The 12,023-nt window shown below is 66.6% G+C and carries 14 protein-coding genes; 7 read left to right on the top strand and 7 right to left on the bottom strand.

The window, feature by feature from the left end; all coding sequences use genetic code 11:
• Positions 1-751: 751 nt before the first annotated feature.
• The 4 genes from RKE25_RS13590 to ampC all read right to left on the bottom strand — a co-directional run bounded on the left by RKE25_RS13590 (position 752) and on the right by ampC (position 4,272).
• Complete coding sequence (locus tag RKE25_RS13590) at positions 752-1,735, bottom strand: DUF4880 domain-containing protein (RefSeq protein ID WP_311842389.1); 984 nt, start codon at positions 1,733-1,735, stop codon at positions 752-754.
• Between the two features lie 5 nt (positions 1,736-1,740).
• Positions 1,741-2,286: a sigma-70 family RNA polymerase sigma factor gene (locus tag RKE25_RS13595; protein WP_311838642.1), complete on the bottom strand. Its 546-nt coding sequence runs from the start codon at positions 2,284-2,286 to the stop codon at positions 1,741-1,743.
• Positions 2,287-2,294: 8 nt separating this feature from the next.
• On the bottom strand, positions 2,295-2,981 hold the full coding sequence (locus tag RKE25_RS13600; RefSeq protein ID WP_311838643.1) for an STN domain-containing protein: 687 nt from the start codon (positions 2,979-2,981) through the stop codon (positions 2,295-2,297).
• Between the two features lie 127 nt (positions 2,982-3,108).
• Positions 3,109-4,272, bottom strand: coding sequence for a class C beta-lactamase (gene ampC, locus RKE25_RS13605; RefSeq protein ID WP_311838644.1), 1,164 nt, complete (start codon positions 4,270-4,272; stop codon positions 3,109-3,111).
• 277 nt (positions 4,273-4,549) lie between these two features.
• Here ampC and RKE25_RS13610 point away from each other — a divergent pair, with 277 nt between their 5' ends.
• The 4 genes from RKE25_RS13610 (at position 4,550) to RKE25_RS13625 (ending at position 6,756) form a co-directional block, all read left to right on the top strand.
• Positions 4,550-4,849, top strand: coding sequence for a hypothetical protein (locus tag RKE25_RS13610; RefSeq protein WP_311838645.1), 300 nt, complete (start codon positions 4,550-4,552; stop codon positions 4,847-4,849).
• A 90-nt stretch (positions 4,850-4,939) separates the two neighbouring features.
• Positions 4,940-5,131: a hypothetical protein gene (locus RKE25_RS13615; RefSeq protein ID WP_311838646.1), complete on the top strand. Its 192-nt coding sequence runs from the start codon at positions 4,940-4,942 to the stop codon at positions 5,129-5,131.
• Positions 5,132-5,236: 105 nt separating this feature from the next.
• Positions 5,237-6,304 carry a DUF5694 domain-containing protein gene (locus RKE25_RS13620; RefSeq protein ID WP_311838647.1) on the top strand — a complete coding sequence of 356 codons (1,068 nt, stop codon included), beginning with the start codon at positions 5,237-5,239 and terminating at the stop codon, positions 6,302-6,304.
• Positions 6,305-6,438: 134 nt separating this feature from the next.
• Positions 6,439-6,756 (top strand): hypothetical protein, encoded by a 318-nt coding sequence (locus tag RKE25_RS13625; protein WP_311838648.1) that lies wholly within the window; start codon positions 6,439-6,441, stop codon positions 6,754-6,756.
• A gap of 186 nt (positions 6,757-6,942) precedes the next feature.
• Here RKE25_RS13625 and RKE25_RS13630 read toward each other — a convergent pair whose 3' ends face one another.
• A complete protein-coding gene (locus RKE25_RS13630) occupies positions 6,943-7,722 on the bottom strand; it encodes an SDR family oxidoreductase (RefSeq protein ID WP_311838649.1) in 780 nt (259 codons plus the stop codon).
• 161 nt (positions 7,723-7,883) lie between these two features.
• Here RKE25_RS13630 and RKE25_RS13635 point away from each other — a divergent pair, with 161 nt between their 5' ends.
• Entirely contained in the window at positions 7,884-8,771 is an 888-nt protein-coding gene (locus RKE25_RS13635) for an AraC family transcriptional regulator (RefSeq protein WP_311838650.1), read from the top strand.
• Between the two features lie 15 nt (positions 8,772-8,786).
• Here RKE25_RS13635 and RKE25_RS13640 read toward each other — a convergent pair whose 3' ends face one another.
• Positions 8,787-9,137, bottom strand: a complete 351-nt coding sequence (locus RKE25_RS13640) for a VOC family protein (RefSeq protein ID WP_311838651.1) — start codon at positions 9,135-9,137, stop codon at positions 8,787-8,789.
• Positions 9,138-9,215: 78 nt separating this feature from the next.
• Positions 9,216-9,935, bottom strand: coding sequence for a DUF6597 domain-containing transcriptional factor (locus tag RKE25_RS13645; protein WP_311838652.1), 720 nt, complete (start codon positions 9,933-9,935; stop codon positions 9,216-9,218).
• Between the two features lie 110 nt (positions 9,936-10,045).
• Between RKE25_RS13645 and RKE25_RS13650 the strand changes: the two genes are divergently transcribed.
• Positions 10,046-10,477: a GNAT family N-acetyltransferase gene (locus tag RKE25_RS13650; RefSeq protein ID WP_311838653.1), complete on the top strand. Its 432-nt coding sequence runs from the start codon at positions 10,046-10,048 to the stop codon at positions 10,475-10,477.
• 503 nt (positions 10,478-10,980) lie between these two features.
• The gene (locus RKE25_RS13655) at positions 10,981-11,445 is read left to right on the top strand and encodes a hypothetical protein (protein ID WP_311838654.1); all 465 of its coding nucleotides are present in this window, start codon (positions 10,981-10,983) and stop codon (positions 11,443-11,445) included.
• Positions 11,446-12,023 lie beyond the last annotated feature (578 nt).

A 12,023-nucleotide genomic window follows, 5' to 3' on the forward strand; every position in this document is an offset into this window, starting at 1 on the left:
CAGCCCATGCCTCCATCCCTTGCCCCTAAGACGGAAGGCTTTCGAGGGAACTGAACCTGCGTCACGAAAAATTCATGACGAGGGATGTTTCGGCTTGTTTGCGGGTGGAAGTGACATGGGAATGTCACATGGACGGACATTGTGGACGTGGATTTCACCTTGTCGTGGATGAGGCGCAATGGTGAGGGGTGGTAGGGCTCGTTCTTGGCAGCGTTTCGGCAAGCACCCACCCCTCATCCCGCCTTCTCCCCGGAGGGGAGAAGGAGAAGTGCGGTACCGAGGCAAGCAGCTAAGACATAACGAGAGCGAGGGCGCAGCCCGATGCTCCGTGTGGCTCTTGATCTGCCGGGTTCCCTTCGCGGCGGTGAGGGCTGGACGATCAGGCCGCCGCAGGCGGGCGGGGACAGGACGTCCCCGCCTTTTCGATCAGGACATGGATGTCCTGTCGAAAAGCCCGGCCAGCCCTCAACGCACCCGGAGGTGGCGAAGGCCACCGGAGGGCGCCGCGCAGGGTGCCCTTCTTCTTGGTTACTTCTTCTCGTGGTCCCCCTTGAGGGGATGGGCAAGCAAGAAGAAGTAACTCGCTCTCCGGCAGGAGAGCGAAACCCTCGCCCCGCGAGGGGCGAGACACGACTGGCCACGAGGCGACATGAGAGGACGAGGCGCTCCTCAGCCCCCGTCGGGGTTCGCAAGCTCACCCCAACCTACGCGATGAAGGCGCAGCGACAGCGCAAAGCGCGCAGCACCCCCATCAACTCAACAACAAAATCCCCCCCGGCAACTCCGTCACCCGCGCCCCAAACGCCTCATGAATCAACGTCGCCACATCCGACAACTGATTCAACGAAAACCGCGCCCGCACCTTCCGCGACGCCAGCGTGTCACTGGTCAACACCAGCCGCCCTGGCCGATACCGGTTGATCTCAGCCACCACGTCCGACAACGGCTGGTCGTCGAACACCAGCACGCGGCGGCGCCAGGCCATCGCGCGATCCAGGTCCGCCGCCGCGGGCGGCGTCATGTCGTGCGCGCCGTAGCTCGCCTGCTGCGCGGCGCCTAAGGCCTCGCGGTGGCCGCGGTAATCGAGCTGCACGCTGCCGTCCAAGGCGGTGACTTCCACGTCGCCGCCAAGGCAACGTACGTTGCACTGCGAGCCCGGCATTGGCTGCACGCGGCCTTTCTCGGCCCATACCGTGAAATCGCCCGCGCCGTCCGACATCCGCAGCTGCACTTCGCCATCGAGCAGCTCCATGCCCACCAGTCGCCCATCGACCTTGCGCAGGTTGAACGCGGTCTGGGTGTTCATTTCCACCGTCACGCCCGGTGCCAACTGCACGGTGCGCTGTTCGCCGGTGGCGGTGCGGAAATCGGCGGAGAGGTCGGACAGGCCAGGAGGCCACAGGCGCAACGGCGGCTGCGTCAGCAGCAAGGCCGCGGCGGAGGCAGCCACGGCGCCGCCCAGGAAGGCGCGGCGGCTCATGCGGCGCGGCGCGACGGCGGACGTTTCGGTGGCGCGCTCGCGCTGTGCGAGGCTAGCCGCGGCGCTGCCCAGGCGTTCCCACATCAACCGCGTTTCGGCGAAGGCCCGCGCGTGCGCGACGCTCTGCGCGCACCAGCGCCGAAAGCCCTGTGCGTCGGCCAAGGTGGCGCGGCCGGAGGTGAGCAGCAGCAGCCAGTCGCGCGCCTCGCGGTGCAGCGGCGAATCGTGGCTCATGCTGGCGGTGGTCGGTTCCATATCTCTCAAGACGCTTTTCCGGCCCCCGGACCGAACCGTTGCACGACACGGCGCCCCAGGCGATCGCCGCAATGCTCCAGGGCTTTCTTCAGCTCTTTGCCCACCATCCGCACCGAGATGCGGAAACGGTCGGCGATTTCCTGCTGCGGCAGATCGTCCACGCGGGCGGCGATGAGGATGGCGCGCTGGCGCTCGGTGAGCTCGCGCATGGCGTGCTCCAGCGCCGCGATCTCGATGCGGGCGTGGGCGATGCGTGCGGGGTCCAGCGCTTCGTCGGCGATGTGGAGCAGTTCCTCCACTTCCTCGCCGGTGAGGTAGCGCGACTCGGCCTGGCGCTGATCGGCGGCCACGTTGAGCGCCATGCGGAACAGATAGCCGGCGGGGTTGTGCGAAACCACCGAGGCATCGCCCAGGCGTTCCACGCGCAGATAGGTTTCCTGCAAGACGTCGTTGACCAGATCGTCCGAGCCCAGGCGCCGGCGCAACCGCTTGCGCAGTTCCGGTTGCCATTCCAGGAACAAGCCCATCAGGGACAGCGAGGACGACGCCATCGACGGCCTCAGCAACGCGCCGGACGCGAAGCGTCGGCGGGCAGCAGCAACAGCGTCAGGGGCTGGGCCAGACCGGCGGGCGGCGCATCCACGCGCAAGCCCCCGAGCACGGCCTCGACCGCCTGGTCGCGTTCGATCTCTCCTGTGCTGCCGAGCAGGCGCACGCGAAGCAGCTCGCCCGAGGGCGCCACCCATACTTGCAAGGCCAGGCGGTAGGCGCCCGGCCGCGTGCGCTCGGAGCGGCACAGCGCCGATTCGACGGCGGCCTGCAGGACGGCGCCGTAACTCGTCGTCATCGCGCTGTCGGCGTCGGCGGATGCGGCCGAAGCCACTGCCGTCATGCCCGTCCCGGCTTCACCCGATGGCATGAGCGTGAAGGCCTTGTCCGAGGCATACCGCTCGCGCAATCCCGTACCGGCGAGCAGCCGACGCAAGGCATCCTCGGCAGTGAACTCCCCGCGCGCCCCCGGGGATACGCGCCCGACCAGCAGGCGCTCGTCCACCAGCAAGGCTTGACCGGTGATGTCGCTGAAGGCCCTCACTGCGGTACTCAAAGGCTGCGGCCCGATATCGAAGCGCAGGCGCCCGTGCGCGCCATCGACCGGCTCGACATCCGCCGCCTGCCATTCCACTGCATGGCCCGCCCCCCAACAGAACCCACATGCCACGACCAGCGCCCATCCCGCGTACTTCATGGCCGACCTCCGGTTCACCGGTCGGCTCGATCTCGCGCCGGGTGACGCTTCACAACATACATACGCCGGAGGCTAGCAACGGGATGTGTCAGTTCTGTAACCGTGAAGGAGAGGTGATTTCTCCTGACTATCGACGGGAGAGCTCCGGCGCGAACAGCCGCAACACCTCATAGGCGAACCCCACCCGCGCCTCCGTCGGATGATTGTGGTTCGCCAGGATCACCAGGCCGAGCTTGCGCGCCGGCACGAAGGCCACGTAGGCGCCGAAGCCGTTGGTGGCGCCGGTCTTGTTGATCACCGAGTCGTTCGTTGCGGGCTGGGGTGGATTCAGTGCAGTGGCCGGCTGGTCTTCGCGGATCATGCGGCTGGCGTTGCCGGTGAGCAGGTCGGTCTTGCTGACGGGCCAGGGATAGTGCTCCCAGGCGAGGTCCTGGGTCATGGGGCCGCTGCGGTAGTAGCCGACGTGGGTGGCGGCGATGGCATGCCGCATGGCCGGCTCGACTGGCGCTTCGCCGAGTTGCACCTCGACGTAATGGAGAAGGTCCTTCGCGGTGGACTTCACGCCGTAGGCTTCGGCATCGAGCGGGCCGGGGCCGACGCGGATCGGCGCGTCCTTGTTGTTGTAGCCCTGCGCATAGGCGTCCATCTTGCCGGCCGGTACACGTACGTAAGTGTCGGTGAGGCCGAGCTTGGGGAACATCGTCTTCTCGGCGGCGTCGGCGTAAGGCGCGCCGAGCTGCCTGGCGGCGATCGCGCCGAGCATGCCGATGCTCGGATTGGCGTAGGTACGCTGCGTGCCGGCGGCATAGCGCGGCTTCCATGCCTTGAGCCAGGCGACGAGCTGATCCTGGTTGGTCACCTCGTCCGGTACCTGCAGCGGAAAGCCGCCGGCCGTATGCGTGCCGAGGTTGACGAGCGACACCGCGCCGAATGGCTTACCGCGGAACTCGGGCAGATAGGTTTCCACACTGCCGGTCAACGAAAGCTTGCCCTCCTCCTGCGCATACGCCGCCAACGTGGCGAGGAAGGTCTTGCTGATGGAGCCGAGTTCGAACAGCGTATCGCTGGTGACCTCTCGCCCGGTCTCCTTCGATGCCACGCCGAAGTTGTAGAAGCGCTCCCTGCCGTCCACGGTGATCGCGATCGCCATGCCGGGGATGCGGTGGTCGCGCATGAAGCCTTCGGCAAGCCGGCGGAGTTCGGCATCCGTGTCTTTCGATGGCGCGGCGACGACGGTGGTCGTGGCGATCAGCAAGGCGGCGGCACCGAGCCGGGCGAGCGGAAACGGCATGGTCGTCTCTCCTGTCGACATGGGAGCCGCGATGGTACGGGGGCATCCGAGATCACGGCGGGCGAAAGCATGGCAATCAAAAGGCGGCATCGCCCGCGCCGGTGCCGGAAAGCGCCGTTCGCATGAAGTCATGACGCTCGGATCGCGCCAGCCCAGTCGCGCGAATGCCAAGAACCGGTTGACTAAACGTTAATGTCTCCTCCTCTACGGTGAGGCCGAGTCTGCATCGCCCCACCGGGTGCTGGCCCGCCGAATCTCATGCCGGGTGGAGGCGCCCATGAACGACCACCTTCTCCTCGACTGGTGCCGTAAGACGGCACTGCCCGTGCTCGAAGCCGCAGCCGCGGGGCAACCCATCGGCTACGCGGCCGAGCAGGCCATGCGCAGCCTGCGCGAATTGCTGGCGGCGCCGGATGGCGGCGCCGAACGCGATGCCACCCGCTGGCATTTCCTGTGCCGCGCACTGGACGCGGGCGATGGCGCCGGGCTGCTGGCCAAGGCCGTCGCCGGCGGCTCGGCGACCCTCGAGCGGCTGATCGATGCCATGCCGCCGCGCGGCGCGGGCGGCTACGCCTGACCTGCCCCGCACCTTCCCGATATCCATACCCGTGCCCACAGGACATGGGCATACGGTGGGCCGTTCCGCCCACACCAACCGGAGACCGCGATGAATCCAACCCCCAAAGACATCACGCTGGCCGAAATCCATTCCGCCTATGCCAGCAAGCCGTTCAAGAAGGAACCGCCGGCCGAGGAAAAGACCAAGCACTACGCCAAGTCCGGCCATTTCGACCGCGACCCGCTGCATCCCGGCTACGCCCCCGAGAAGCCGCAGCCCAAGCGCAACGAGCGCAAGTAATTCGCCCGGGTCACGCGGAGCCCTCGCCCCCTGCTTTTCAGCACTGGCCGCCCCACGAAGCGGCGCGCTAGCGTCCTGCGCCTGATCCATGGCCAGGGACGTCTCATGTTCACACGCTGGGTGTTGTCTCCGCTGCTGCTGGCGGCAGCCGTTGCCGCGTCGGCGCAGTCGCGCGTCGATCTGACCGCCGTCGGCAAGCATCTCGCCGGGGCGCGCACGCAGGTGCTGGTACTGGGCACCGTGCACCTGCGTGAAGCGCCGAAGTCCTTTACGCCGGCGTCGCTCGCGCCGCTGATCGACCGGCTGGCGGCCTACCGGCCGCAGATCATCACCATCGAGCATCTTTCCGGCGAAAGCTGCGACCACACCGCTCGCTTTCCGAAGCTCTACGCGCCGGAAGACTTCGCACCCTTCTGCGGGGACACGGCCAGAGCAAAGGCCGCCACCGGTCTCGACGTGCCGGCGGCCGTGGCCGAATCGAAAAGCCTGCTGAAGGATTGGCCTGCGCAACCGGCACCCGCGCAGCGCAGGCAACTGGCAGCGGTATTTCTGGCGGCGGGCGACTTCACCTCCGCGCTCGTGCAATGGCTGCAGCTGCCGGCGGCCGATCGTCATGCCGGCGACGGTCTCGACGACGCGCTCGCGAAGGAGCTGGAGCGCAGCCTTACGCGCAACGACGAAAGCATCCAGGTCGCCGCGCGCCTTGCCGCACGGCTCGGCCTGCAGCGCGTCTACCCGGTTGACGACCACACCGGCGACAACGTCGACGTCGCGGACGGTGCGGCTTACGGCAAGGCCATCCAGCAGGCGTGGGACCGCATGTCCGCGGCAGAGACGCCGAATCGAAATACCCGGAAAGCGCTTTGGGAAAAAGGCGACATGCTCGGCGTGTATCGCTTCATCAACCGGCCTGACGTCTTGCAGACCGCGATCGAAAGCGATTTCGGCGCCGCGCTGCGCGACACCTCGCCCCAGCACTATGGGCAGATGTATGTAGCAGGCTGGGAGACGCGCAATCTGCGCATGGTGGCGAACGTCCGCGCCACATTCCGCGAGACGCCGGGTGCGCGCGTGCTGTCCATCGTCGGCGCCACGCACAAGCCGTGGTTCGACAGCCTGTTGGGACAGATGCAGGGCGTGGAGATCGTCGACGTGGAACAGGTGCTGAAGTAAGGCCCGCAGACGCCGACGCACCGCGCCGTTTTCGTCGTCGTTCCGTACTCAGCATTGCGGCGCTGACGTAGCGTGGTGGGGACGCATGGGATCGGGCGTCCGTTCCGGCCACGACTACACCGCAGGCATCCCTCATGCACCGCATGCTTTTCGCTCTCGCTCTCGGCCTGTGCGCCAACTGCGCGAACGCCACCGATCGCAAGGCCTTCGAGGCCTATTGCACCTACGTCGGCCAGACCTACGCCTATGCGGCCGCGCTGCGCGACGCCGGGGTGCCGGAGGCAACGGTGGTCAAGCGGATACCGCCGGTGCGCACGCTCTTTGCCCAGGGAACGACGGCGCGCATGCACCGGGACGACATCCGCAAGCTGTTCGAACGCCCGCAGATCACTCCCGCGCTCGCCTACGCCTACTGGCGCGACGGTTGCCTGGAGCGCGAATCGCCGCCCTGAGCGCATGTGGCTGCGTGCGTAGTTGGCAGCGCGCGACGACGCCTTTGCACACCCGGGTTGCCGCTAAATCGACAGCCTTGTCGTATCCGCAGCACGCGCTCATGTCCGCTCGCCGTGCACAGTGAATCGCGCCGGCGTGGCGGATGGACCGGCCCGATGGCACGGGCCGGCACCGTCAGTCCCGCCTCAGATCACCATGCCGCCCGAGACCTCGATGCGCTGCGCATTCACCCAGCGGTTCTCCTCCGACAGCAGCGAGGCGATCATCGGGCCGATGTCGTCCGGCACGCCGGGACGGCCGAGCGCAGTCATCTCGGACACCTGCCGGTTGACTTCCGGGTTGTCGCGCACGATGCCGCCGCTGAAATCGGTCTGCACCGCGCCCGGCGCCACCGTGTTCACGGCGATGCCACGGGAACCCAGTTCCTTGGCGAGGTAGCGCGTCAGCACCTCGACGGCTCCCTTCATGGACGCGTACGAAGCACTGCCCGGGTATGAGAAACGCGTGAGCCCGCTGGACACGTTGACGATGCGTCCGCCGTCATTGATCAGCGGCAGCAGTTTCTGCGTGAGAAAGAACACGCCCTTGAAGTGGACGCGGTAAAGACTGTCCAGGTCCTCCTCGGTGGTCTCGGCAATGAGTGCGTGATGCGAAGTGCCGGCGTTGTTGACGAGGTAGTCGAAACGTTCCGCATCCAGCGCATCGAGCGCCTTGCGGACCTCGTGGACGAACACGTCGAACTCCCCCGTGTTGCCCGTATCCAGCGGCAGCGCGATGGCCTTGCGCCCGGCGGCGGCGGCCAGCTGCACTACTTCCGCGGCTTCTGCCTGGTTGGAGCGGTAGGTAAAGATGGCATCCACGCCGCGCCGAGCGAGGCTCAGTACGGTGTTGCGGCCCAGGCCGCGACTTCCGCCGGTGACGATGGCGATCTTCGTACCAGGCTTTTCTGTGGCGATGGCATTCATGAGGCTTCTCCGTCTGGGGTATCGATGACGAAGAAGCTTAGGCACCCGGGGCGACGCGCCGAATGCCGGAAGCCACCCCATTCTTGCCTGATCCTGCTCGCGGCCCGGCGCACGGCCGGGCAATGGCGCTAGCATGCCGGCATCCGTTCGAGGACCGTCCCATGCCGGACACGCTGGCCCAGATCGTCAAGCGATATACCGATGCCCATGGCGGTGAAGGCCACGTGCTCACGCCGATCAAGGGGTTTTCCTTCATCCGCACGGACCTGCGCCGACAGCCCGCGCACATCGTGTTCAAGCCGGTGCTGTGCGTGGTGGTGCAAGGCGCCAAGTGCAGCATCTTCGGCGGCCGGCGCTTCGACTATCGCGCCGGCGAAGCCTTGGTGGTGAGCGTGGAAGTGCCCGGCCTCAGCCGCGTGGTCCGCGCCAGCGCGGCCGAGCCGTATCTCAGCGCCGTCATCGAATTCGACCCGGCGCTGATGCGCGAAGTCATGGAAGGCCTGCCGGCGCCGCCGGCCCTGTCTGGCCAGGTGCGACACGGCGTCTTCGTCACCCACTTCGATGGCGCCATGGCCGACTGCGTGCTGCGGCTCGCGCGACTGCTCGACACACCGGAGGCCATCCCCATGCTGGCGCCTATGGCGCTGCGGGAACTGTATTACTGGCTGCTCACCGGGCCGCACGGCGGCGACGTGGCCGGCATGGTGTTGGGGAATGGGCATGCGCAGCGGGTGATCAAGGCGATCCATGTCCTGCGCGACCAGTTCGCCGGCACCGTGCGCATCGAAGACTTGGCCGCGATCGCGCGGATGAGCCCCTCGGCCTTCCACCGCCAGTTCAAGGCGCTGACCGCGATGACACCGCTGCAGTACCAGAAGCAACTTCGCCTGCTGGAAGCCCGCCATCTGATGCTGGCAGGCGTCGCCAATGCGGAAACCGCGGCGTACCAGGTGGGCTACGAAAGCCCATCGCAGTTCAGCCGGGAATATTCGCGCATGTTCGGCGCGCCGCCGCGCAGGGACGTGGTGGCGATGGAGACGACGGCGTAGCCGGCCCGCAGCGGATCAGGCTTCCGACCACACGGCCAGTTCGTAACCGTCCGGGTCGGTGAAGTGGAACCGCCGCCCGCCGGGGAACTCGAACAGGGGACGCACGATCTTTCCGCCCGCCGCTTCGATCGCGGTCTGTGTCGCCGCCAGATCATTTGAATACAGCACCACCAGGGCGCCGCCCGGCTTCGGCTCGCCATGAAAGAAGCCGCCGGTAAGCCGGCCGTCGCGGAATTCGCAGTAGTCCGGGCCGTAGTCCTGGAAAGTCCAGCCGAAGGCCTGGCCGTAAAAGCGCTTTGCTGCGGGGATCGAGGTGACGGCGAGTTCGAGGTAATCGATGCGGTGGTGCTGCTCAGAACGCGGCATGGAAAGTCTCCGGGTCAAGGTGGGCATGCCCCGAGCATACGAGGCCGACACGGACGCCGGCTTGGACAAAACGGCCATTCACCGACCATGGTGCGCCACCAGCTCGCCCGGACTCAGTCCGGTCAGCTGCTGCGAGTCGCGCACGAGATGGGGTGCGTCCGCATAGCCGGCAGCCAGCGCCGCGGAAGTCAGGCTGGCGTGCCCGGGCGCCAGCCGCAGGAAGCGCTGCAGGCGCAGGATGCGGTCCAGTGTCTTGGGACCATAGCCGAAGGCATCCAGGCAATGCCGGCGCAGTGAGCGCTCGCTGTAGCCGAGCGTGGCGGCCAGTTCGGTGACGCGTACGCCTTCGCCACGGGCCAGGAACCGGAACAGTTGGCGCATACGGCCGTCCGGCTCGCCGGCCTGCCCGGCGCACCATGCCAGCATCGCGGCTGCGGGATCCTGCCCTTCGCCGATCACTCGCTCCAGACTCGCCCCGCGCTGGCCCCATAGATCGGACATGGCAACCCGTTGGTCGGTCAGTTCGTGCAAGGGCAGACCGAGCAGACTGGCGCCTGCGCCGGGCGCCAGGCGCAGGCCGGTCAGCGTGAGACCCGGCGTCAGGTGCGCCATGGCGGCCGCCGTGTCCGGTCCGGCGACGAACAGGCTGCGTCCGTCCCAGATCAAGTCGATGTGCCCATCCGGCAGTACACGGACCGGCGCCACGCTCAGGCCCTGGCGGAACCGCCAGGTACACACCACCCGGCCGGCCAGCGCGGGCGGCGCGGGCTGCTCGAGGTAGGTCGAGACATCGGTCATCCGGCAGTTGCCTCCCGAGCGGCGGCGTCGGATTAACGCCCTCGCCAGGATAGCCATGCGGCAGAGGCAACATGCAAGCTATGCCCGATCAACGACCCGGAGCGCGCCGCATGACCGTGACGATTTTCCATGCCGAGACCGACGACCAGATCGCGGCAAGTTTTGACGTCATGCGGCAGCTTCGCCCGCATCTGGAACCCGGGAGCTATGTACCGCTCCTGCGCGGCCTCATGGCGAGCGATGGACTGAAAATGCTCGTGCTGGCGGACGCGGGCGTGGTCAGGGCCGTGGCGGTCTATCGCTTCATGAACATGTTGTATTGCGGCCGGCTGCTCTACGTCGACGATCTCGTCGCCGACGAACAGGTGCGTTCCAAGGGTTACGGAACGCAACTGGTGGCCCGGCTCAAGGACGAGGCGCGGGCCAACGGCTGCAGCGAAGTCCAGCTCATTTCGCGGGTGATCCGTGAGCAGGCGCACCGCTTCTATTTCCGCCAGGGCTTCGGCATCGAGTGCTTTCATTTCCGCACGAAGGTGGGTTGATCCTGGGGCACCGCAAGTCCGTACCGAAGGCGCCGCAGCCGCGTGGCTAGAGGCGCGGTGATGTTCGGTAATCGCCAAATGCTTGCGGAGCGATACCGCCATCGCCGTCAGCCGGAAAGCGCTTTGACCGACATCGCAACAGGCATGAGGTCGGCACTATCCGTGCATGGCAACTGCCGATACGCGCGGCTCGTCAGGCTTCACGCAAGTTGGCATCGGCATTCGGAATCGCAAAGGTCGCGAGCGACGAGTCCATGAAATGAGGCGATTTTCCGTCACGCAACACGTGAACGTTTGCCACGCATTCCTTGACGGAGCTGAAGCTCGAATTCACCTGCTTTTGGCAAAGTTTTGATCAAACCTTTGATGCACATCACATTCAGGCACTTGTGACTTCAAGCCCGGAAGCGCAAACCAGAGCTCGGCGCCCCTGGTGGCGCCGGTTGAAATGAGATGCCACCTTACGGCATCTTCCGAAACAGTTAGCAATGGAGGGGACGCATATGCGGCATCTGCCGACTCGTGGTTTCAAGACGCTCGCAGCCATCGCGCTGCTGGCAGGGGTGGCGGTCGCCGGACCAGCCATGGCGAGCAACCGCGGCGCGACCGGCCTTGGCCAAGCGTGGCCCAACGCCCAGGACGTGAGTTCCAGCCCACGCTGGCACGTGTACGTGTTCGAGCGCGACGGTATTCGCTATATCCAGATCAACGATCTGAACGGCAACGTGCGCGCCGCCTTCGCGACCCAGGGCGGCAGCTTCCTGGTCCTTCCCATCGGCAGCGACGCCTCCCGCCTCGCCACGCCACAGGACCCGCAGCCGGCACCGGCCGACACGCAAGGCGAGATCGTCTATCGCGACAGCGACGTGCAGCTCCAGGTCACGCCCCAAGCCAGCGGCATGACCACCCTGCAAGCCGTGGACGCCACCTGCAGCGACCCGGTGGAGTGCAGCTCGCGGGTCAACTGATTTTTTTGAAAGCGACAAGGGCGCGGGTGAGTAACCCGCGCCTTTTTTGTGCGTGGATTGGAGGCCCGGCAGTGCTTGAAGATGCACTGCCGTACATCAGCCTATGGGCGTAATCGCAAGCCCCCGCCCCTCATCCCGCCTTCTCTCCCACGGGGACTACCTTCGGGTCGCCCGGCGGGGAGAAGGAGAAGTGCAGTACCGCGACAAGCAGCCAACCACCAAGCAAGAGCGAGCGAAGCGACGCTCCGTCGCGCTCTTGATCTGCCGGGTTCCCTTCGCGGCGGTGAGGGCTGGACGATCAGGCCGCCGCAGGCGGGCGGGGACAGGACGTCCCCGCCTTTTCGATTCGGGCAGGGATGCCCGATCGAAAAGCCCGGCCAGCCCTCAACGCACCCGCAGCAGCGTAGGCTGCGGAGGGCGCCGCGCAGGGGGCCCTTCTTCTTGGTTACTTCTTCTTGGGCAAGCAAGAAGAAGTAACTCGCTCTCCGGCAGGAGAGCGAAAACCCTCGCCCCGCGAGGGGCGAGACAAGGCTGGCGATGAGGCGACATGAGAGGACGAGACGCCCCTTAGCGCCCGT

The organism is Dyella sp. BiH032, from assembly GCF_031954525.1.
Lineage (GTDB): Bacteria > Pseudomonadota > Gammaproteobacteria > Xanthomonadales > Rhodanobacteraceae > Dyella_D.

What these genes read in the sequence shown, in the direction of transcription:
- RKE25_RS13590 (WP_311842389.1), bottom strand. Translation starts at nt 1,735, where the DNA reads ATGGAACCGACCACCGCCAGCATGAGCCACGATTCGCCGCTGCACCGC.
- RKE25_RS13595 (WP_311838642.1), bottom strand. Translation starts at nt 2,286, where the DNA reads ATGGCGTCGTCCTCGCTGTCCCTGATGGGCTTGTTCCTGGAATGGCAA.
- RKE25_RS13600 (WP_311838643.1), bottom strand. Translation starts at nt 2,981, where the DNA reads ATGAAGTACGCGGGATGGGCGCTGGTCGTGGCATGTGGGTTCTGTTGG.
- ampC (WP_311838644.1), bottom strand. Translation starts at nt 4,272, where the DNA reads ATGCCGTTTCCGCTCGCCCGGCTCGGTGCCGCCGCCTTGCTGATCGCC.
- RKE25_RS13610 (WP_311838645.1), top strand. Translation starts at nt 4,550, where the DNA reads ATGAACGACCACCTTCTCCTCGACTGGTGCCGTAAGACGGCACTGCCC.
- RKE25_RS13615 (WP_311838646.1), top strand. Translation starts at nt 4,940, where the DNA reads ATGAATCCAACCCCCAAAGACATCACGCTGGCCGAAATCCATTCCGCC.
- RKE25_RS13620 (WP_311838647.1), top strand. Translation starts at nt 5,237, where the DNA reads ATGTTCACACGCTGGGTGTTGTCTCCGCTGCTGCTGGCGGCAGCCGTT.
- RKE25_RS13625 (WP_311838648.1), top strand. Translation starts at nt 6,439, where the DNA reads ATGCACCGCATGCTTTTCGCTCTCGCTCTCGGCCTGTGCGCCAACTGC.
- RKE25_RS13630 (WP_311838649.1), bottom strand. Translation starts at nt 7,722, where the DNA reads ATGAATGCCATCGCCACAGAAAAGCCTGGTACGAAGATCGCCATCGTC.
- RKE25_RS13635 (WP_311838650.1), top strand. Translation starts at nt 7,884, where the DNA reads ATGCCGGACACGCTGGCCCAGATCGTCAAGCGATATACCGATGCCCAT.
- RKE25_RS13640 (WP_311838651.1), bottom strand. Translation starts at nt 9,137, where the DNA reads ATGCCGCGTTCTGAGCAGCACCACCGCATCGATTACCTCGAACTCGCC.
- RKE25_RS13645 (WP_311838652.1), bottom strand. Translation starts at nt 9,935, where the DNA reads ATGACCGATGTCTCGACCTACCTCGAGCAGCCCGCGCCGCCCGCGCTG.
- RKE25_RS13650 (WP_311838653.1), top strand. Translation starts at nt 10,046, where the DNA reads ATGACCGTGACGATTTTCCATGCCGAGACCGACGACCAGATCGCGGCA.
- RKE25_RS13655 (WP_311838654.1), top strand. Translation starts at nt 10,981, where the DNA reads ATGCGGCATCTGCCGACTCGTGGTTTCAAGACGCTCGCAGCCATCGCG.